This window comes from Arcicella gelida (assembly GCF_034931025.1).
Classification (GTDB): domain Bacteria; phylum Bacteroidota; class Bacteroidia; order Cytophagales; family Spirosomataceae; genus Arcicella; species Arcicella gelida.
In genome coordinates this window covers 22,510-42,116 of the sequence record NZ_JAYGIL010000013.1, presented here as the reverse complement: position 1 = coordinate 42,116, position 19,607 = coordinate 22,510, and the positions used below count along the sequence as shown (strand labels likewise).

General features: G+C 35.3%; 19 protein-coding genes. 6 read left to right on the top strand and 13 right to left on the bottom strand.

All coding sequences use genetic code 11. The annotated features are described in order from the left end of the window. Nucleotides 1-64: 64 nt before the first annotated feature. From VB776_RS12080 to alaS, 5 genes are all read right to left on the bottom strand, one after another. Nucleotides 65-451 carry a c-type cytochrome gene (locus VB776_RS12080; RefSeq protein WP_323329343.1) on the bottom strand — a complete coding sequence of 129 codons (387 nt, stop codon included), beginning with the start codon at nucleotides 449-451 and terminating at the stop codon, nucleotides 65-67. A 115-nt stretch (nucleotides 452-566) separates the two neighbouring features. After that, nucleotides 567-1,415 carry an Rpn family recombination-promoting nuclease/putative transposase gene (locus VB776_RS12075; RefSeq protein WP_323329341.1) on the bottom strand — a complete coding sequence of 283 codons (849 nt, stop codon included), beginning with the start codon at nucleotides 1,413-1,415 and terminating at the stop codon, nucleotides 567-569. Nucleotides 1,416-1,424: 9 nt separating this feature from the next. Further along, on the bottom strand, nucleotides 1,425-1,661 hold the full coding sequence (locus tag VB776_RS12070; RefSeq protein ID WP_323329339.1) for a hypothetical protein: 237 nt from the start codon (nucleotides 1,659-1,661) through the stop codon (nucleotides 1,425-1,427). 4 nt (nucleotides 1,662-1,665) lie between these two features. Next, nucleotides 1,666-1,842 carry a hypothetical protein gene (locus VB776_RS12065; RefSeq protein WP_323329337.1) on the bottom strand — a complete coding sequence of 59 codons (177 nt, stop codon included), beginning with the start codon at nucleotides 1,840-1,842 and terminating at the stop codon, nucleotides 1,666-1,668. Nucleotides 1,843-1,901: 59 nt separating this feature from the next. Further along, the gene (gene alaS / locus VB776_RS12060) at nucleotides 1,902-4,541 is read right to left on the bottom strand and encodes an alanine--tRNA ligase (protein WP_323329335.1); all 2,640 of its coding nucleotides are present in this window, start codon (nucleotides 4,539-4,541) and stop codon (nucleotides 1,902-1,904) included. 265 nt (nucleotides 4,542-4,806) lie between these two features. Here alaS and VB776_RS12055 point away from each other — a divergent pair, with 265 nt between their 5' ends. The 3 genes from VB776_RS12055 (at nucleotide 4,807) to dprA (ending at nucleotide 7,331) form a co-directional block, all read left to right on the top strand. Beyond that, the gene (locus VB776_RS12055; RefSeq protein WP_323329333.1) at nucleotides 4,807-5,694 is read left to right on the top strand and encodes an oxygenase MpaB family protein; all 888 of its coding nucleotides are present in this window, start codon (nucleotides 4,807-4,809) and stop codon (nucleotides 5,692-5,694) included. A 102-nt stretch (nucleotides 5,695-5,796) separates the two neighbouring features. Further along, nucleotides 5,797-6,159: a MerR family transcriptional regulator gene (locus VB776_RS12050; RefSeq protein WP_323329331.1), complete on the top strand. Its 363-nt coding sequence runs from the start codon at nucleotides 5,797-5,799 to the stop codon at nucleotides 6,157-6,159. A gap of 53 nt (nucleotides 6,160-6,212) precedes the next feature. Then, nucleotides 6,213-7,331 (top strand): DNA-processing protein DprA, encoded by a 1,119-nt coding sequence (gene dprA, locus VB776_RS12045; protein WP_323329329.1) that lies wholly within the window; start codon nucleotides 6,213-6,215, stop codon nucleotides 7,329-7,331. A gap of 85 nt (nucleotides 7,332-7,416) precedes the next feature. On the opposite strand, the gene pyrE is transcribed toward dprA, so the two are convergent. Beyond that, nucleotides 7,417-8,055, bottom strand: a complete 639-nt coding sequence (pyrE, locus tag VB776_RS12040) for an orotate phosphoribosyltransferase (protein ID WP_323260292.1) — start codon at nucleotides 8,053-8,055, stop codon at nucleotides 7,417-7,419. A gap of 137 nt (nucleotides 8,056-8,192) precedes the next feature. Here pyrE and VB776_RS12035 point away from each other — a divergent pair, with 137 nt between their 5' ends. Beyond that, a complete protein-coding gene (locus VB776_RS12035; RefSeq protein WP_323329327.1) occupies nucleotides 8,193-8,879 on the top strand; it encodes an NUDIX hydrolase in 687 nt (228 codons plus the stop codon). Between the two features lie 2 nt (nucleotides 8,880-8,881). Here the strand turns inward: VB776_RS12035 and VB776_RS12030 are convergent, their stop codons facing one another. Together VB776_RS12030 and VB776_RS12025 are read right to left on the bottom strand one after the other, a co-directional pair. After that, nucleotides 8,882-10,318: an ATP-dependent DNA helicase gene (locus tag VB776_RS12030; protein ID WP_323329325.1), complete on the bottom strand. Its 1,437-nt coding sequence runs from the start codon at nucleotides 10,316-10,318 to the stop codon at nucleotides 8,882-8,884. A 184-nt stretch (nucleotides 10,319-10,502) separates the two neighbouring features. Further along, nucleotides 10,503-11,138: a porin family protein gene (locus VB776_RS12025; RefSeq protein WP_323329323.1), complete on the bottom strand. Its 636-nt coding sequence runs from the start codon at nucleotides 11,136-11,138 to the stop codon at nucleotides 10,503-10,505. Between the two features lie 214 nt (nucleotides 11,139-11,352). Here VB776_RS12025 and radA point away from each other — a divergent pair, with 214 nt between their 5' ends. After that, nucleotides 11,353-12,729 carry a DNA repair protein RadA gene (radA, locus tag VB776_RS12020; RefSeq protein WP_323329321.1) on the top strand — a complete coding sequence of 459 codons (1,377 nt, stop codon included), beginning with the start codon at nucleotides 11,353-11,355 and terminating at the stop codon, nucleotides 12,727-12,729. Between the two features lie 314 nt (nucleotides 12,730-13,043). Next, nucleotides 13,044-15,734: a DNA mismatch repair protein MutS gene (gene mutS / locus VB776_RS12015; protein ID WP_323329319.1), complete on the top strand. Its 2,691-nt coding sequence runs from the start codon at nucleotides 13,044-13,046 to the stop codon at nucleotides 15,732-15,734. Here mutS and VB776_RS12010 read toward each other — a convergent pair. The 5 genes from VB776_RS12010 to VB776_RS11990 all read right to left on the bottom strand — a co-directional run bounded on the left by VB776_RS12010 (nucleotide 15,726) and on the right by VB776_RS11990 (nucleotide 19,563). Next, nucleotides 15,726-15,932, bottom strand: a complete 207-nt coding sequence (locus tag VB776_RS12010; protein ID WP_323329317.1) for a hypothetical protein — start codon at nucleotides 15,930-15,932, stop codon at nucleotides 15,726-15,728. The two genes, mutS and VB776_RS12010, sit on opposite strands and share 9 nt — an antisense overlap. Nucleotides 15,933-15,993: 61 nt before the next feature. Then, complete coding sequence (gene truA / locus VB776_RS12005) at nucleotides 15,994-16,725, bottom strand: tRNA pseudouridine(38-40) synthase TruA (protein ID WP_323329315.1); 732 nt, start codon at nucleotides 16,723-16,725, stop codon at nucleotides 15,994-15,996. 81 nt (nucleotides 16,726-16,806) lie between these two features. Beyond that, the gene (locus VB776_RS12000) at nucleotides 16,807-17,523 is read right to left on the bottom strand and encodes a YebC/PmpR family DNA-binding transcriptional regulator (protein ID WP_323260305.1); all 717 of its coding nucleotides are present in this window, start codon (nucleotides 17,521-17,523) and stop codon (nucleotides 16,807-16,809) included. 157 nt (nucleotides 17,524-17,680) lie between these two features. Then, entirely contained in the window at nucleotides 17,681-18,226 is a 546-nt protein-coding gene (locus VB776_RS11995) for a nuclear transport factor 2 family protein (protein WP_323329313.1), read from the bottom strand. Between the two features lie 104 nt (nucleotides 18,227-18,330). Continuing rightward, nucleotides 18,331-19,563 (bottom strand): serine hydrolase domain-containing protein, encoded by a 1,233-nt coding sequence (locus VB776_RS11990; RefSeq protein WP_323329311.1) that lies wholly within the window; start codon nucleotides 19,561-19,563, stop codon nucleotides 18,331-18,333. Nucleotides 19,564-19,607 lie beyond the last annotated feature (44 nt).

The following is a 19,607-nucleotide window of genomic DNA, read 5'->3' as shown; positions in this document are numbered from 1 at the left end:
ACTTAAGTCTCCCACTAATAGGAAAATGATTTTAAACGGTGTTTTGTGACAGACAGAACACAGTTTAGTTGATATATTTTAAAATATCTATGTCTTCTTCTGTTAGGTTAGGATAAGCTACCATTTGAGCTTGATTATATTTATCAAATAGTTCAGTTGCATATTTGTCCCCGCTTTTAATAACTTTTTGAGGATTATGTACCCATTTTACAATCCAATCTAAGGGACGCCTTTCTGTAATATTTTTTAAGCCTGGTCCAATTAATGTCTCATCAGAAGTATTATGACAAGCAGCACAATTATTCCTGAATAACTTTTCCCCATTAACATTGTTGCCAAGATTTTTATCTATTTGAGATTCAGTTCCGCAGAAAAATTGAGGTTCAGGTTTTGGACTAGCATTTATTTCAAAATATGAATATACTACAATCCCGAAAGTCAAAACCGACATTAAAAGTATTAATGTGCTAACTTGGAGTATATGTGATATGATGTTCCTCATATATTAGCAACAATGAAAAAGACCTAAAAAGTTTATAAAACCTTTTAGGTCTTGAAAATGAAGATTAACGTAAGCGACTAATTTCCTCTTCTGAAAGACCTGTAGCTTTAGAAATCATTTCCATTGACAATCCTAATGAAAGCATATTACGGGTAACTTTTTGTATTCCATTGGCTTCGCCTTCTTCTCGTGCCGTGTCCAATGAGTTTTTCAAATCTCGGTAGTACTTTAAACTATCTTCATAAGAAAGTACCTGCTCGGGCGTGAATTTGGCTATCTCAGCCGTTTCAAATACCTTTTCAAAGATTCGCTCTCGCAAGCTTTCTGGAATACGTTCTAATTGATTCAAGTTTCGTATCAGATAAAGCCATTTCTCAAAACGTGTTGCTAACTCATCAATACTTTTCTTGAACTTAGGCATTTCTAAGTAAATGAAAGTTAGCTTGTCATAAAATACTTTATTTGTTTCTATGTCTTGCAACTTCACATCATAACGAAACTTCTCAGGTTCATTTTTATCCGAATCAAACACAAAATCAAGTATGGCTATCGTGTAAACTGCCTTCAATTCAAAATTCCAATCTGCTCGTTTGGCTTGTTCTCGAATAGGAAAAGTGGAGTAATAAACAGTTCTATCTTTAAAGAAATTTTGTTTTGATTTTTGTAATTCAACAATAAACTTTTCCCCTCGTTCATTCTCACAATACAAGTCAAAAATGGCTTTTCTGTCTGATTCTGTCAAACCTAAATGTTCGGTTTTCAAATACGTTAAGTCCTTGATTTGACCTTGTTCTTCTTTTAGCAATTCGTTCAAAAAATCCAATAGCAAGTCCTTGTTTAGTTCTTCGCCAAACAATTTCTTAAAGCCAAAATCCGTAAACGGATTGATGTATTTTTCTATGAATTCTGCCATTTCACACTTTTACGAAATCTTCAAGCCAGCCTTGAGCATCATTTCTTTCCCTAATTCAATTTGTTCTTTGTATTGTATATTTTGTTTGCGTAAATACTCATCAAACGCAGCCTTAAATTCTTGTTGCTCTTCTTTTGAAAGGCTATCATAATACCTCGACCAATCTCTTTCAATATAACTTTCAGCAAGCTTGTTTGGTGCTTCTTTTAGTTTTTGAAAATGCTGTTTGAAATCAAAATTTACCATGGCTTTATTGATTATCTGTTTGCAAAATGTTCTTGATTAAAATATTTACTTCTGTCCAGCTATCTAATAACTTATCTATTTCAGCTTGATTGGCATCTCTTTCGACAGCTTTTTCTAAATCTTGCTCGATATTAGACTTGATTTCTAAGAAATATTTCAGAATTTCATCTTTCCTAAACAATTAAAAATAACACATAAATTCAAATTTTCAAGACTTCAAACTTACATTTTATCTAAAATCTAAACCGCACTTTTCCCTTTCTCAACCGCCTTCACTAATCCTGAAACATCAGAACCACCAGCCGTTGCAAAGAAAGGTTGTCCGCCTCCGCCGCCTTTTACTTCTTTAGCCATATCACGGATGATTTGTCCAGCGTTCAAGCCTTTATCAGCTACCAAATTATCGGCAATCATTACTGCCAACTGTGGTTTGCCTGCTACTTCTGCACCCAAAACGCAATATAAATTATCAATTTTTGCTTTTAATTCATAAGCCAATTGCTTTAAAGCATCAGCATTTGGAACTGAAACTACTTCAGCAATTACATTTACTTCGCCAACTGCTTGTACTTTCGTTAGTAAAGTTTCTTTGATAGCTTGTAATTTTTCAGACTCAAAAGCTTCGATTTTTTTACTTAAAACTGCTTTTTCTTCCAACAAAGCTTTTACGGCTTTTACTACGTCTGCTTGACCTTTGAACAAACCTTTCAATTCATTCACAATTGCCAATTGTTCTTCAAACATTGCCAAAGCATTTTCGCCAGTATAAGCTTCTACACGACGAACTCCAGCCGAAACCGAACTTTCTGCAACGAATTTAAACAAACCAATTTGTCCTGTCGAAGGTACGTGTGTACCACCGCAAAGCTCAACCGAAAAGTTCGGGTCGAAAGTGATTACACGAACAAAGTCGCCGTATTTTTCACCAAAAGTCGCTGTCGCACCTGCCGCAATGGCTTCTTTGATAGGCACATTGCGTTTTTCGTCTAAAGCAATATTGGCTCTGATTTTGGCGTTAACGATGTCTTCAATTTTGCCCAATTCTTCGTCAGTTACTTTCGAGAAGTGAGAGAAGTCGAAACGAGTAAGGTCTTCGTTTTGGTAAGAACCTTTTTGCGAAATATGCGAGCCTAATACTTCACGCATCGCCGAAAGCATCAAGTGCGTAGCGGTATGGTTTGAAGTAATTTTACTTCTGCGAGCAGTGTCAATTTTGGCTACTAAATTTTTGTTGGTTACGTATTGTTCAACAAATTGCTCGAAATTTTTATCGGTAGAAATATGAATAAACAAATCGTTTTCCTTTTTAGTATCCGAAATTTTTATTGATAAATCACCTAATTCCAACACTCCTGAGTCGCCCACTTGTCCACCCATTTCAGCGTAAAAAGGGGTTTTATCTAACACGATATGGTATTCGCTTCCAGCTTTAGTTTTTACTTTACGGTATTTGATAAGGCTTGCTGACGCTTCTGTTTCGTCGTAACCTACAAATTCAAAGTCGAAATCTTCGTCAGAAACAATCGTCCAATCAGTTGCTTCTTTCGATGAATCTTTACGTGAACGGTCTTTTTGTGCTTGAAGGGCAACTTTGTAGCCTTCTTCGTCGATTGATAAACCATTTTCACGAGCAATCAAAGCCGTTAAATCAGAAGGAAAACCAAAAGTATCGTTCAATTCAAAAACGATTTCTCCAGCGATAACACCGTTTTTCTCAGTTTCAGCAATGATTTTATCTAATTTTGTCAAACCTGTTTCTAACGTACGTAAGAATGAATTTTCTTCTTCTAAAATTACTCTTTCTACAAATTCTTGTTGAGCGATTAATTCAGGGAAAACGCCATCAAATTGTTCCGACAGCAATGGAATAATGCTGTGCATAAACGGCTCACGGAAACCTAAATAAGTATAACCATAACGCACCGCACGACGCAAAATACGACGAATTACATAACCTGCTTTGTTATTTGAAGGCAATTGTCCATCAGCAATCGCAAAAGCAATCGCACGAATATGGTCAGCAATTACTCTTAAAGCAATATCTTCCCACTTACCTTCACCGTATTTTTTACCTGCTTTTGCTGCTACAAAATTGATGGTATTCGAGAAAACATCGGTATCATAATTTGACTGCTTGCCTTGAATCGCCATACACAAACGCTCAAAGCCCATCCCTGTATCAACGTGTTTGGCAGGCAATGAAACCAAAGAACCATCCGCCATGCGTTCAAACTGCATGAATACGTTGTTCCAAATTTCAACCACTTGTGGGTGGTCAGCGTTTACTAATTCTTTTCCAGAAATTTTGGCTACTTCATCTGCATCACGTAAGTCGATGTGGATTTCAGAACATGGCCCGCAAGGACCAGTATCGCCCATTTCCCAGAAATTATCTTTTTTATTTCCAAGAATAATACGGTCTTCACCAACCATTGATGCCCAAATATCCCATGCTTCTTGGTCGAAAGGAACGCCATCTTTTTCGTCACCTTGAAACACAGAAACATAAATTCTATCTTTTGGTAATTTGAAAACTTCTGTCAATAATTCCCAAGACCAAGCCAAAGCTTCTTTTTTGAAATAATCGCCAAAAGACCAGTTTCCCAACATTTCAAACATGGTGTGGTGGTAAGTATCAAAACCTACGTCCTCAAGGTCGTTGTGTTTACCAGACACACGTAAACATTTTTGCGTATCGGCAATACGTTTTGATGGAGGCGTACCATTGCCCAAGAAAAAATCTTTGAACTGAGCCATCCCTGAGTTGTTGAACATCAAGGTTGGGTCGTTTTTAGCAACAAGAGGAGCTGAAGGAACAATTAAGTGACCCTTTGATTTGAAGAAATCTAAAAACTGTTGACGTATTTCTTTGGAAGTCATTATAAAATCGGAATTTGGAAAGTCGAAACACAATCGTTCGACAGCATTTTTAAAATTAACCGCAAAATTAGTGAATAGTCTTGGAGAATGTTAGTAAAACAAGAGAAAATGAAATGAGATAGAAAAAAAGGTGTTTTTAAATTGATTGAATTAAGAAATCCGTAGAACGAGTTTCCAACTCGTCCCAATAATTATGTATATTTTTACGAGCTGAAAACTCGTATTACTTTACGTTTTTAAATCTATCGATCAAAATCATTCTTCTATGAAAGCTTACGCCAAAAAAGCCTTTATTTTTCGCAATCCTGAAGTTCAACAAGAAATTGCTTCGTTGAATCCTATCACCGACCACCAGCGAATGGTGTATTTGATGACGGCTTATGAATTTCCTTTTGATATGGTGCGGTCTTTAGAATTGGCTTTGTTTCATACTTATGCTAGTCCAAGTATTTCGGGACTTTTACAAAAAACAGGCGAATTTGTAAAAAGAGGACAAAAACGTTATGACGATACTGGAATTTTGATTGCACAATTTATGCAAGCTGGTTATGATAGTGAATTAGGCAAAAGAGCAATTGACCAAATGAATAAAATTCATGGGAATTATCGGATTGCTAATGAAGATTATTTACTGGTACTTTCTACATTTGTTTTTTATCCAATCAATTGGATGGAAGTAAATGGCTGGCGAAAAATGAGTAAAGATGAACAATTAGCCTTATTTCTCTTTTTTAAAGAAGTAGCAATACGAATGAATTTAACCGATATTCCTAAAGATATGGAGGCATTAAAAACTTTTTCCGAAGAATATGAACATCGTTATTTTTGCTATGCTGAAAGTAATAAAGTGATAGCAGATGCAACGATAAGAATTGTAGAAAATTGGTTTCCAAGCTTTTTGAGATTTGCCGTTAAACCAGTTTTTGCAGCTTTAATTACCGAAAAATTAAGAGAAGCTTTTGGTTATAAAAAGCCTTCGAAACTGTTTTGTGAAATATTAAATATGAGTTTTCAAATCAGAAAATACTTTTTGAAATATATTACTTTCAAGAAATATCCGACGGAAATAAGTAATAGTTATTATCGTACTTATCCAAAACATGAATTTACGATAGAAACTTTAGGACCTGAATATTTGACAAAGAAGAAATAAGAAGGTTCTAGTAAATCTATCTAAAACTAAAATATCAAGTATTCTACAAAATATCTATCTTTGCTATGTTTATAAAATCCTTATTTAGTTTTTTTGTTGCAGATGGAAAGTGTTGCTTTAACCAAACGGTATTATTCAATTTCAGAAGTTGCTCAGATGTTTGATATGAATATCTCTAAACTTCGTTTTTGGGAAGAGCAATTTCCGTCACTCAATCCTAAACGTGACCGTTCGGGGGATAGAAAATATACACAAGAAGATATTAATCATTTACGAGAAATTGTAGATTTGGTTGAAAATCAAGGTTATACAATTGAGGGTGCGAAACGTGCTTTAGAAAGTAAAAAGAAGAAAAAACAAGAAAATCAAGCGATTATAGATAGATTAGCTGATATTAAAAAGTTTATGCAAGAGCTTCGAGAAGCGATTGATGAAAACAAAGAAGAAACTAATCAATCAACTTAAAGTTAATTTTATTCAAACTTAAATATTATTCACTTATAATTCTACCTTATTTTATGTCCTCTACCGAAAATTTGCAATATCAAATTGCGCTCACGCTAATTCCCAAAATCGGGGATGTGCTTATTCGTCAACTCATTAGTTATTGTGGTGGAGCAGAACAAGTATTCAAAACGCCTGTTGCTAAACTGCTTAAAATTCCCAACATCGGAAAAACATTAGCCCAAAATCTTCAAGATAAATCCGTTCTCGACAGAGCTTCAAAAATTATTGAAGAAGCCGAGAAACAGCAAGTAGCATTGTTGTTTTATACCGATAAAAACTATCCGAATCGTTTAAAACAGCTTTATGATGCCCCCGTTTTGTTATACTATAAAGGCAAAGCCGATTTGAACCATACCAAAACGGTAGCAATTGTTGGAACTCGCCAATCTACAGAATATGGTAAAAATGTCACGGAAGAAATCATTGAAGATTTAAAACCTTTTAACCCTTTAGTGATAAGTGGTTTGGCTTATGGTATTGATATTATTGCTCACAAGGCTTGTTTAAAAAATGCTGTTCCTACATTGGGCGTAATGGCAAGTGGAATAGATTTGATTTATCCTTATCAGCATAAAAATGTTTCGATTCAGATGCAAGAAATGGGTGGAATCATCACAGAACAAACTTTTGAAACCCAGCCCGACCCAAGATTTTTCCCTCAAAGAAACCGCATTATTGCTGGCATGGCAGACGTAACTATTGTGGTGGAAGCTGCTGCAAAAGGGGGAGCGTTGATTACGGCAGAGTATGCTAATAATTATCATCGAGATGTTTTTGCCGTGCCGGGACAATTAGGGAAATCTTTTTCAGAAGGATGCAATAAATTGATTAAAGAAAGAAAAGCAGAAATTTATACCAGTATTCAGGATGTAGTAGAAACTTTGAATTGGGATTTAGTTGGTCATGAGAAAAACCAAGTAGTAAAACAAACACTTGATTTAAGTGCTTTCACCGAAGAAGAAAGCCAGATTATGGCTTTACTTCATAAAAATCAAGTAATGGAAATTGATGAAATCGCTTGGCAATCACAAATTCATATTGCTAAATTATCGTCGCTGTTATTGAATCTGGAATTTCAAGGAGTACTGAAATCTTTACCGGGAAAGAAGTATGCGATTTCTGTGCGGTAATCGGCTTTCGGATGTCAGTTTTAGGGAATAAAAAAACCAATCTAATTTTCGTTTAGATTGGTTTTTCGTATAATTTTTAACTGAATTATACTTTCCATTCAGAAGGATTGTGTCTCCACTCTTGTAAAGTAATTAATTGACTTTCAGAAACATAATTTTTTGCAACAGCTTCTTTAATTAAAGTGTCATAATTACTTAAAGTATAAACTTTCAGGTTTTTCTCAGCGAAATTTTTGTCTGCAATCTCAAAACCATAAGTAAAAATAGAAACCATTCCTAAAACATTTGCACCAGCTTCACGCAAAGCATCAACTGCTTTTAAAGAGCTTCCACCTGTTGAAACTAAATCTTCAATCAAAACTACTTTTTGTCCAGCTTTAATTTTTCCTTCGATTTGGTTGCCCATTCCATGTTTTTTCGGTTCAGGACGAACATAACAGAAAGGAAGTTCTAACCAATCAGCTACTAATGCACCTTGTGGAATACCAGCAGTTGCTACACCAGCGATAATATCTACATCACTCCAATATGCTTTCACAGCTGATGCAAGCCCATTTTTGATAGCAGTACGCACTTTAGGATACGAAAGCGTGATTCTATTATCACAGTAAATAGGTGAATTCCAGCCTGATGCCCATTTGAAAGGTTGGTCTGGACTAAGTCGAACAGCTTGAACTTCAAGTAACATAGAAGCGACTGTTTCTGCAAGAGTACGTTGTGCCATTTTGGGGTTTTTGTTAAATCTATGTGCAAAATTAAAAACTCTCAGTAATGTTTCGTAACAAAAGTTTAATTTTACGATGAAATATAAATTTTGATTTTAATTCACGAGCTAATCATTAAGGATCAATCCAACTAAAAATGATAATTTTCATTAACGAAAGACCGATAAAGGTCATAGGGAAAAAGAAAGCCCAAGCACTTACTTCAACAGAATTTGATCACTTGATAGATGCTCAGTTAGAAGCCATTAAAGCCAATAGTTTGCGTGGTCATGTTTTGATTATTAATGTACTTTCTCCTACAATTTCTAGGTTATTCTCTCTCTTAAAAAATGAAGAGCTTCCGAATTTACAATCGATAACTCTAGTTTCAGAAAATAAAGACGCTACTGAGACACAAATCAAATCTCAATATAAAGTAGTCAGAGCTGCTGGCGGAGTAGTGAGAAATGAAGAAGGAAAAGTTTTGATGATGTATCGCCTCAAAAAGTGGGATTTGCCCAAAGGTAAACTTGAGAAAGGTGAATCTTTCAAAGTAGCTGCCGTTCGTGAAGTAGAAGAAGAATGCAACGTAAAAGCTAGATTAGAAGAAAAAATCTGTACTACATACCATACTTATACTTACAAAAACGAAGCCATTTTGAAACAAACAAAATGGTATTCGATGGAATTAGTTGACGACGCTAAAATGAAACCTCAGTTTGAGGAAGATATTGAGAAATTAGAGTGGATGGATAGAAAACAAATCCATACAGCCATGATAAATTCCTATTATTCGATTCGATATGTATTGAAAAAATACTTTTACGAAGGCGAAGACAAATGAATTTAATCGAAAAAGTCTGCATGGAAATTCAATAAAAATACTTCATGGGTTGCACGGGTGACAGCCGTGTAAAGCCATCTGATAAAATCTTCATTGATATTTTCGTCGGTTAAATATCCTTGTTCTACAAAGACAGCATTCCATTGTCCACCTTGTGATTTATGACAAGTAAGAGCGTACGCAAATTTTACTTGTAAGGCATTCAAGTACGGGTCTTTTCTGATTTCTTCATTTCTGATTTTCTTACTTGCGAAGTGATCGTAATCTGCTGAAACAGATTCATACAAAGCTTTATTTTCATCTTTAGACATCGCTGGCGTATTCGTATAAAGCGTACTTAGCATTACTTTTGCTTCGATGTGTGGGTGTTCTTCATAATCCAGTAAACGAAGCGTAAGTGTTGCGAATCTAAATCCGTGCATCTCTTCAATGCCTCTGATTTTCATTACTTCAACAAAATCACCATTGGCTAAAAAGCCAGCGGGAGAATCTTCACTCAACCAATGATAATTGTTTCTAACAATCATCAACAAATCGCCAGCAGATAATTCATCTTCCATCGAAAAAATTTGCTGACGAATATATCGGTTGTATTGTACGGCTGTTTTGTTGGAGCGAGTAAGAATAATGGAGTTTTCTCTGCCAAATTTTCGGTAAGCATAGTTCAGTCCATCTTCTAGCTTTTCACCAGTCATTTTAAAGAAATCCTTAAAACCTTTGGTATTAAAACTGATTTGAGGTTTTTCATCTTTCAGAATATTTCTTAGATTCGTCGCATTAAACAAAATGCCAGAATCTGCATCCTGACGCATTACTTCTGTAAGTACTTGTTCCATTACTCCCAAATGAAATTGCCCTTCCATGTAATCTTTTTCCAAAGCAGGCGACATTAACTTGCCCACGGGAGGTAGTTGAGCAGTATCGCCTACAAAAATCACTTTATTGAAATTATAGTCTAATTCAGGATGCGAGAAAATAAATTTCATTAAATCGGTCAATAATCCAGGCGTACCAAATTCCGCATCGTCTGAAATCATCGAGGCTTCATCAATGATAAAAATCGTTTTAGTAGCATAATTATTTTGTAATTGAAATTCTAAACTACCAGTATATTGGTTGGCAACTTGTCTGTAAATCTTCTTATGAATCGTCAGTGCTTTGGTTTTAGCATAATTACTCATCACCTTCGCCGCACGACCAGTAGGAGCGAGGAGGATGGCTTTATAACCAAATTTTGGCAATACTTTCATGATGGTACTTAAAACTGTAGTTTTACCAGTACCCGCATAACCTTTTAATAAAAAGCACAGTGGACCAAAATCATCCTGATTAGGAATAAACTTATCCATTTTCTGGAACAATTCTATTTGCCCATTGGTCGGTTCAAAAGGGAACTTTTGGCGTAGTAGGAAGGAAGGGGTGGGTTTTGTATTTTCCAAGTGTTTAGCTATTAAATGAATGTTATAATCAACACAAAAGTAATCAAAGCACTTGATTGAAGGAAGAAGGAATTTGAAAATCAAAAAACAAAAGCTATTGAATTCAACTAAATAAAAAAAGAGTGCTGATTTCCATGCAAAAACGCTTGGAAATGAGCACTCTTAAAGTTGAGATTTGTAAATCTTAAAAAATCTTATAGCCTAGAGTCATTTGCCAAAGGTTTCCTTTTTGGCTGTAGTTTACACTTTTAGATAAATCAACCACAGAAGAAATATCTGAAAGACTTCCTTCATAACGTAAATCGACAGATAATGAACCAAGGTCAATGCCAGCACCTGCTTGATAGCCATAAGAAGCATTTTTGAACGAATCACCAATGTTGCTAGAATAATTTTTCAAGTCGTCACTAATACTGTTTGAGACTTTAAAAGAAGCAACAGGTCCAGCATTTACACGAAGTGGCCCAAATTTGTAACCAATCAACAAGGGTACATCAAGGCTTGTGTAATCAATTTTTACCGTTTCATAATCAGTGGATGAACCACTTTTTAATAGATTCAAGCTTCCTCCTTTTGCTGAGAAAATTAATTCTGGCTGTACAAAAAACGTTTTTCCTAATCGGAAATATACACCACCAACATAACCAGTTTTGGTATCTAAGCTTTGTTTAAGGTTCGCTCCAACTGACTGACTTTCGAAATCAGTTTTTAATTGAGAGAAGTTTACACCACCTTTGATACCGAATGAAATTTGTGCAAAAACGCTACTGGTTTTTACAAAAATTAACAGGGCAACGAGTAAAATGATTTTTTTGTGCATAGTAGTAAAATTTATTTTGTTAGCAAGATAACAGTATATCACCGACCTGAAGTATTTTGTTACCCGTTTTTTTTAGCATAATTTAGTAAACGGTATGTATTTCAAGAACGAACTAAGTAATCGACAAGTAATTGTAGGTATAATCCTAATGTTGAATTTTAAGGAATAAAATATAACTCGTTATCATTTGATAATGAGTTTGTTAAAGTGTAATATGGCAAAAACTAAAACTTCATTTTTCTGTCAAAACTGTGGCAACCAAGCTCCAAAATGGTTGGGACGATGCCCTTCGTGTGGAGAGTGGAATACTTTTGTAGAAGAAGTTGTACAGAAAGATGAACCTCAAAAAGGTTCTTGGAAAGTAAGTACTTCTTTAAAAATTGCTGCAAAACCAAGAGCGATTCAAGAAATTAATTTTCAGGAGCAAGCAAGAATATTGACCAAAGATGCTGAATTAAATCGTGTGTTGGGTGGCGGAATTGTGTTGGGTTCTTTGGTACTTATTGGTGGAGAACCGGGTATTGGGAAATCTACTTTGATGTTGCAAATCGCCTTGATGCTGGATTCGCATAGAGTATTATATGTTTCTGGAGAAGAATCTGAACATCAAATCAAGATGCGTGCCGAACGTTTAGAAAACAAAAGCGACAACTGTTTTATCCTGACAGAAACCCAAACGCAAAATATTTTTAAGCAAGTAGAGAATTTTGAACCTGATATTTTAATCATTGATTCCATCCAAACGCTACAATCTTCCTTTATTGAAGCGGGAGCAGGAAGCGTTTCGCAAGTAAAAGAATGTGCGGCTGAGTTGATGAAATTTGCCAAGGAATCTGGCACGCCCGTTTTCATTATCGGACATATCACGAAAGATGGCTCTTTGGCTGGACCAAAGGTTTTAGAACACATGGTGGACACTGTTTTACAATTTGAAGGCGACCGACATTTAGCGTATAGAATTCTACGAACCACCAAAAACCGTTTCGGAAGTACTTCTGAATTAGGTATTTATGAAATGTTGAATTCTGGTTTGAGAGAAGTGTCAAATCCATCTGAAATTTTGATTTCACAAAGAGATGAAGATTTTTCAGGAATTACCATTGGAGCGATGTTAGAAGGCAATCGTCCTTTGTTGATTGAAACACAATCATTGGTTTCCATTGCCACTTATGGTACTCCACAAAGAAGTTCTACGGGTTTTGATGCCAAACGTTTGAATATGTTATTGGCAGTATTAGAAAAAAGAGGCGGTTTCAGATTGGGCAATCAGGATGTTTTCTTAAACATTGCTGGAGGCTTAAAAGTAGAAGATCCAGCGATTGATTTGGCGGTTTGTGCTTCCATTGTTTCCTCTTACGAAGATATTTCTATTCCGAGTACGATATGCTTTGCGGCAGAAGTAGGATTAGGCGGAGAAATCAGAGCGGTAAATCGTATTGAAAATCGTATTTCAGAAGCCGAAAAATTAGGATTTAAAGAAATCTGGATTTCGAAATTCAATGCCAAAGGTTTGGATGTAAATCAATACAAAATCAAAGTAAGTATGGCTTCAAGATTGGATGAAGTATTTATGCAGGTTTTGAGGAAGTAGGTATTTTAGATATGAATTATGAAAGATGAGTTATGAATTTAAAGTGCTGAAATACAGGGTTATAGTTTTTTTTTTGTTTTAGATTTTTCTTTTAAAGTTTTTATTCATAGAGTATATTTTCGCTATTTTATAAAAAGCCGTTTAAAGGAGTTTTCTTCCGTAACTATGCCAAATCTTTTCCCAATTAATAAATTCTTTGCAACGCTCTGTGTATTTTTGTGAAACATTTAATTTTTAAATAGTAAACTCAAATTTCAAGGATTGTTGTTCAACGAAAAATTTGGACACATGATTTGAAACTTTTAATAATCAACATGGCAAGACCTTCTCAAAATCCTAACGATACTTCAAAACCCACCAAAAAACCTAACGAAACTCCACTTGCCAAACAGTATAATCAAATAAAAGCTCGCTATCCAGGTGCTTTGTTACTGTTTAGAGTGGGCGATTTCTACGAAACTTTTGGGGAAGATGCGGTTCGTGCTGCTAAGATTTTGGGAATTACGCTTACTCGCAGAAATAACGGTACTGCTGACGACCATCTGGCTGGTTTCCCACACCATTCTTTGGATACTTATTTGCCAAGATTAGTCCGTGCTGGCGAACGTGTAGCAATATGCGACCAACTTGAAGACCCTGCCACCGCCAAAGGAATTGTAAAAAGAGGCGTTACAGAATTAGTTACTCCAGGCGTTTCTTTCAATGATAATGTACTGGATACCAAGCAAAATAATTACTTGGCTTCCATCAGTTTTTCTTCTTTTTCTACAGAAATTATCGGAATTGCTTTCTTAGATATTTCAACGGGTGAATTCCTTTGTTCGCAAGGAAGTGCGGCTTATATCGAAAAATTATTACAAAGCTTTTCGCCTTCTGAAGTACTTTTTTGTAAGAAAAATCGACAAGAATTTACCGCTTTATTCGGTGATAAATTCAATACTTTTGGTATTGATGACTGGGCTTTTACCCGTGATTTTACTTATCCCTTACTTACGAATCATTTTAAAACCAATTCTTTAAAAGGTTTTGGGATTGAGACATTAGCGGAAGGAATTATTGCTGCGGGTGTAATTATGCACTATTTAGCAGAAACTGAGCATAAAGAAGTAAGTCATATTTCAAGAATCAACCGATTGGAAGAAGAGAAATATGTCTGGTTGGATAGATTCACAATTCGTAATCTGGAATTAGTAGCTCCACAACAAGAAGGAGGAATTTCTTTGATTCAAATTCTTGACCAAACTACCACTCCGATGGGAGCAAGATTACTCCGTAAATGGTTGGTTTTGCCTTTGAAAGAAAAGTCTTTGATTCAAGAACGTTTGGAAACGGTTTCGTTTTTCAAAGAAAATACTGAGTTGCGTGAGGCTATCGAACAGCAACTCAAACCTATTGGTGATTTAGAGCGTCTGATTTCAAAAGTAGCCGTTCGCAGAATAAATCCTCGTGAATTAGCTACCTTAAAAAGAGCTTTATCACGCATTGAGCCTATTCGAGAATTGTTGATGAATTCTGTTCATTCAGAAGATAAATCAGCATCAGCCAAAGCTACCAATGTGACGATGCTGAAAAAATATGCCGACCAGTTAAATCCTTGTCAGTTTTTATTGGATAAAATTGAAAATGAATTACGTGATGAATCATTACCGATTGTGACGAACCAAGGTGGAATGATTAAACATGGTGTTGATGAAGATTTAGACAGACTTTTAGGCATTGCTCATACTGGAAAAGACTTTTTATTGCAATTACAAAATCGTGAAATTGAACGCACGGGCATTACTTCGCTCAAAGTTTCTTTCAATAAAGTATTTGGTTATTATTTAGAAGTAACCAACGCCCATAAAGATAAAGTACCCAACGACTGGATTCGTAAGCAAACCTTGGTAAATGCCGAACGTTATATTACACCAGAATTGAAAGAATATGAAGAAACAATTTTGGGTGCAGAAGATAAAATTGCGGTAATTGAATTCAGAATTTTTAATGAACTGGTGAATGTTGCCAACGATTACGTGCATCAAATTCAGCAAAATGCCAAGATTATTGCGGTATTGGATGTGCTAACAAATTTTGCTAAAATTGCCGAGAAAAATAATTATGCCAAACCGCAAGTTTCTGATAATAAGGAGCTTGAAATTAAAGATGGTCGCCATCCAGTAATTGAACAACAATTGCCTTTGGGCGAAATTTACGTGCCGAATGATTTGTACTTGGATGATGCAACGCAACAAATTATTATCATTACTGGCCCAAACATGGCGGGTAAATCTGCGTTACTTCGCCAAACAGCATTGATTGTGTTGATGGCACAAATTGGGTGTTTTGTACCTGCCAGCGAAGCCAAAATTGGGATTGTCGATAAAGTATTTACAAGAGTAGGAGCGAGTGATAACCTTTCGAAAGGAGAATCTACTTTTATGGTTGAAATGACCGAAACAGCAAGTATTTTGAACAACCTTTCAGACAGAAGTTTGGTTTTGATGGACGAAATTGGTCGTGGAACAAGTACTTATGATGGCGTTTCGATAGCTTGGGCAATTGCAGAACATTTACATAATCATTCAAATTATCGTCCAAAAACACTTTTTGCAACACATTATCATGAATTAAATGAATTGGCGAACGATTTTCCAAGAATCAAAAATTTCAATGTTTCCGTAAAAGAAATCAATGGTAAAGTGATTTTTATGCGTAAGCTGAAAGAAGGCGGTTCAGAACACAGTTTCGGGATTCACGTAGCACAGTTAGCAGGAATCCCACAAACAGTAGTGTATCGTGCCAGTGAAATTTTGGTAGAATTAGAAAAGAATCGTTCAAAAGAACAACATCGCCAAACGATTCGTGAAATGCCAAAACAGAATTTTCAAATGAGTATTTTCGGCGGAGAAAGTAATCCGAAATTTGAGAAAATAGAAAATCTATTAAAACATCTCGATATTAACGCCATGTCACCGATAGAAGCTTTGTTGAAATTGAATGAAGTGAAGAAAATATTAATATAAACACTGTCTCTCTGAGATAGGATTTTGCATCTTTTTACCGCAAGATTCCATCTCGGAGATAGGATTTTGCATCTTTCCACCGCATTTTTCCATCTCTGAGATAGGATTTTGCATCTTTTTACCGCAAGCTTCCATCTCGGAGATAGGATTTTGCGTCTTTTTGTCGCAAGATTCCATCTCGGAGATAGGATTTTGCATCTTTTTACCGCAAATTTCTATCTCCGAGATAGGTTTTGGTATTGTTGGGAGATGTCTGGACTTAATAATTGACTTCCATCAAAAATAAACCTTGTGGAGGAGCTGCCCTGCCAGCTTTTTGACGATTTTTTGATTGAATTATCTTTTCAAAATCTTCTACACTAATCTTTCCCATCCCCACTTCTATCAAAGTCCCGACGATTGCTCTTACCATTCCTCTCAAAAATCTATTTGACTTAATGTGGAAAACCAATATACCATTTTCTCTTTCTTCCCATCTTGCTTCCATAATGGTGCAATTAAACGTAAATACTTGTGAATGAAGTTTGCTAAAGCTTTCAAAATCAATGTATTTGAAGAAATATTGACAAGCCTCGTTCATCGCTGTTATATTCAAAACAGGCGTAAATTCATAGCATAAATCTTTTAAGAATGGATTCTTTTTTCTCGAAATATGATACTCATATTTTCTTGAAGTTGCCTCAAAACGAGAATGATAATCGTCAGCAACAGCGAAAATATTCAGAATAGAAATATCAAAAGGCAACATTTTGTTCATGCGATAAACGATATTTTCAGGATTAGGAATTACTTCTTCTAAATCAAAATGTGCCGTTTGATGTTTGGCATGAACACCCGTATCAGTTCTGCTACTTCCTGTAATTTCAATGGGTTTTCTTAATAAAATTGCTAACACTTTTTCAATTTCACCTTGGATGGTACGTGCATTATCTTGTGCTTGCCAACCGCAATAATTTGTGCCTTTATATGAACATTCTATAAAATATCGCATTTCAATTTTATTACTAAATGGATGATGGTTGTGAAAGAAAAAAGCCAGAGTAATCTGGCTTTTTTTATTGACTAAGAAAATCTATCTCATGTTATGATAAACGTTCTGAACATCATCATCTTCTTCCAAACGCTCGATTAGTTTTTCAACATCAGCCATTTGTTCCTCAGTAAGTTCTTTAGTATCGTTCGGAATTCTTTCGAAATCAGCTCCTTGTAATTCAAAACCTTTTTCTTCTAAAAATTTCTGAATAGCTCCAAAAGCAGTGAATTCTCCGTAAATGTTTACTTGGTTGGTTTCTAAATCCAAGAAGATTTCATCAGCACCGTAATCAATCAATTCTAATTCTAATTCTTCCACATCAATGTCAGCAGTTTTGGCAATTTTGAATACAGATTTGCGTTCAAAAATGAAATCTAACATACCTGTAGTACCAACACTTCCACCACATTTAGTAAAATGACTTCTGATATTGGCAATGGAACGATTGGTGTTGTCAGTTGTACACTCTACTAACACCGCAACGCCATGAGCAGCATATCCTTCATAAACAATCTCTTTGTAGTCTTCTTGTTCTTTAGATGAAGCTTTTTTGATAGCACGCTCAACATTGTCTTTTGGCATATTCACAGCCTTGGCATTCTGGATAATTGCCCGTAAACGTGAATTTGAATGAGGGTCTGGTCCGCCCGATTTTACTGCAATGACAATATCTTTACCGATTTTGGTAAATGTTTTTGCCATTTGTCCCCATCGCTTAAATTTTCTTGCTTTACGAAATTCAAATGCTCTTCCCATTTCTATTTTTAATTGTGATTGCTATCTTTTCTTTTTGAGTTTGCAAAGTTAGGAATTATTAGGTTTTACGCAAAGGGAGAGTTTGTTTTAGCTTTTGCGATTGCACAAAAAAAGCTCATGAATTTCATGAGCTTTAGCGAATTATATTTTTTAGGTCTTACCAACCATCATCTGCTTTAGGTTTTACATTCGCTGAAGATGATTTTTTTACTACTGGTTTATTAGCAGTTGAAGCCGTAGAAGGAGCCGTTGCAGTACCTTTTACTTGGCTGTCTAAATCGGTACGACTAAATACTCTGCTTACGATTTTCCAATCATTCCCAAATTTTAGCATACTTAGTAAATCAACATATTTGAAATCACCAAAACGTAGTTCAACAGTTGCCAAAGCAGATGCACCAATGTAAGAATAACTAACTAGCTTAGTTGAACCTCCTTTAGTTTCAATTCCACCAGCAGGTGTTGTTGAAATAAATTTAGCTACAGGTACATCTTGTAAAACTCCAGTAACTGTATTGATACTCTTTAGCATAGCAGTTGGGTGAAATGCAAGATTTAAGCGAGCAGCATCGCCTTTCAAAACACCTTCCAAGTAATTATTCACACAAGTCTTGATAGCTTCATCTTCCGACTGGGCTTTCACAGTAAAGGAAAGACACATTAACAAGCACAAAAAATTGAGTAGTAGTTTCGAGATTTTCATGTTTTTTTAAATTTTCATAAAAGGTTTTTTACCCTCTAAAATTAGCTTTTTTTTATGATTAAACGAGTTTTTAAATAATTATTGTCAAAATAAAACGAAGTAAATTATTCGATTTCAAATTCGCCTGGCAGGCCTTCGCCACTCATAAAATACCAAGCTTTTTCTGGATACAGAATAGACTGTGCAACTTTTACTCTTGCCAATGCTCTATTTGAAACATTTTGTAAAATAATAATGGATGAATTATCTCGGTTATTGTGCATATAATAGTTTTTAAAACCATGCCACCAGCCTGTATGGAATGTTAGCCACGTACCATCGTCCAATAACTGAAGTCTCCAACCAAAACCATAATTCTTAGTCAAAAGATTTTTAAAAGAATGTGCGGGTAAAAAAGCTTCGTTGAGTGTACTCATTTTTACGAGTTTCTCACTGTTCAAAGCCATGTCCCATTTATATAAATCTTCAACGGTTGAATAAATTCCTTTATCACCCACCACACCATCAAGGTGGTCGAAAGGTACTTGCCAAAAGCCTCTTCGTCTTGGCGTATAACCGACAGCCGCAGAACTTACTAATTCTGGTTTCGCTGGGTCGTAAACAAAACTTTTCGACATTCCAGCAGGTGCAAACAAATTTCGCTTAGCATACTCTCTGAAATTCATTCCCGAAAGTTTTTCAACAATATAAGCCAATAAAGCGTAGTTTGAATTATTATAGTTGAATCTACTATTAGGATAATAATTGATGCCCGGTTTGTGGCGAGCGAACAAATCAACTACTTGGTCATTTGTAAGAGGTACTTTTTTATTAATGATTTTATCTAAACAATATACATAGTTTGGAATCCCAGAGCTATGCGAAAGCAAACTTTTGATGGTAATACTTGGGTCGTAAGGAAAATTTGGAATGTATTTATAAACGGGATCTTCGTAATTTATCAAACCTTTTTCATGTAATTGCATAATGGCAACCGCAGTAAACTGCTTCGAAACGGAGGCTAATTGAAATTGCGTTTGAGTTGTGTTAGAATCTTTTTTACTGAAACTTGCATAACCAAAAGCATTTTTATAAATCACTTTACCATACTGCGAAACCAAAACGGCACCATTAAAACCGTTAACTTTATGGAGTTTCTTGAAAAAAGTATCTAGCTTACTTGCCTTTTTAGCGGCGAGTTTAGGGTCAAATAATTTGGTAATACTATCATTTCTGATAGAAATGTCTGTTGAAGTGTTTTTGCCTAATTGTTTTGGCTGATGTGAGCAAGCCAATAAAACGATACCTGAAATTAAGCTACATATAATGATATGTTTTGTGTACTTTAATATTATCACGATGCTGTAAAGGATTATAATCTTAATTGAGTGGTCAATTAATG

What these genes read in the sequence shown, in the direction of transcription:
- VB776_RS12080 (WP_323329343.1), bottom strand. Translation starts at nt 451, where the DNA reads ATGTCGGTTTTGACTTTCGGGATTGTAGTATATTCATATTTTGAAATA.
- VB776_RS12075 (WP_323329341.1), bottom strand. Translation starts at nt 1,415, where the DNA reads ATGGCAGAATTCATAGAAAAATACATCAATCCGTTTACGGATTTTGGC.
- VB776_RS12070 (WP_323329339.1), bottom strand. Translation starts at nt 1,661, where the DNA reads ATGGTAAATTTTGATTTCAAACAGCATTTTCAAAAACTAAAAGAAGCA.
- alaS (WP_323329335.1), bottom strand. Translation starts at nt 4,541, where the DNA reads ATGACTTCCAAAGAAATACGTCAACAGTTTTTAGATTTCTTCAAATCA.
- VB776_RS12055 (WP_323329333.1), top strand. Translation starts at nt 4,807, where the DNA reads ATGAAAGCTTACGCCAAAAAAGCCTTTATTTTTCGCAATCCTGAAGTT.
- VB776_RS12050 (WP_323329331.1), top strand. Translation starts at nt 5,797, where the DNA reads ATGGAAAGTGTTGCTTTAACCAAACGGTATTATTCAATTTCAGAAGTT.
- dprA (WP_323329329.1), top strand. Translation starts at nt 6,213, where the DNA reads ATGTCCTCTACCGAAAATTTGCAATATCAAATTGCGCTCACGCTAATT.
- pyrE (WP_323260292.1), bottom strand. Translation starts at nt 8,055, where the DNA reads ATGGCACAACGTACTCTTGCAGAAACAGTCGCTTCTATGTTACTTGAA.
- VB776_RS12035 (WP_323329327.1), top strand. Translation starts at nt 8,193, where the DNA reads ATGATAATTTTCATTAACGAAAGACCGATAAAGGTCATAGGGAAAAAG.
- VB776_RS12025 (WP_323329323.1), bottom strand. Translation starts at nt 11,138, where the DNA reads ATGCACAAAAAAATCATTTTACTCGTTGCCCTGTTAATTTTTGTAAAA.
- radA (WP_323329321.1), top strand. Translation starts at nt 11,353, where the DNA reads ATGGCAAAAACTAAAACTTCATTTTTCTGTCAAAACTGTGGCAACCAA.
- mutS (WP_323329319.1), top strand. Translation starts at nt 13,044, where the DNA reads ATGGCAAGACCTTCTCAAAATCCTAACGATACTTCAAAACCCACCAAA.
- VB776_RS12010 (WP_323329317.1), bottom strand. Translation starts at nt 15,932, where the DNA reads ATGCAAAATCCTATCTCCGAGATGGAATCTTGCGACAAAAAGACGCAA.
- truA (WP_323329315.1), bottom strand. Translation starts at nt 16,725, where the DNA reads ATGCGATATTTTATAGAATGTTCATATAAAGGCACAAATTATTGCGGT.
- VB776_RS12000 (WP_323260305.1), bottom strand. Translation starts at nt 17,523, where the DNA reads ATGGGAAGAGCATTTGAATTTCGTAAAGCAAGAAAATTTAAGCGATGG.
- VB776_RS11995 (WP_323329313.1), bottom strand. Translation starts at nt 18,226, where the DNA reads ATGAAAATCTCGAAACTACTACTCAATTTTTTGTGCTTGTTAATGTGT.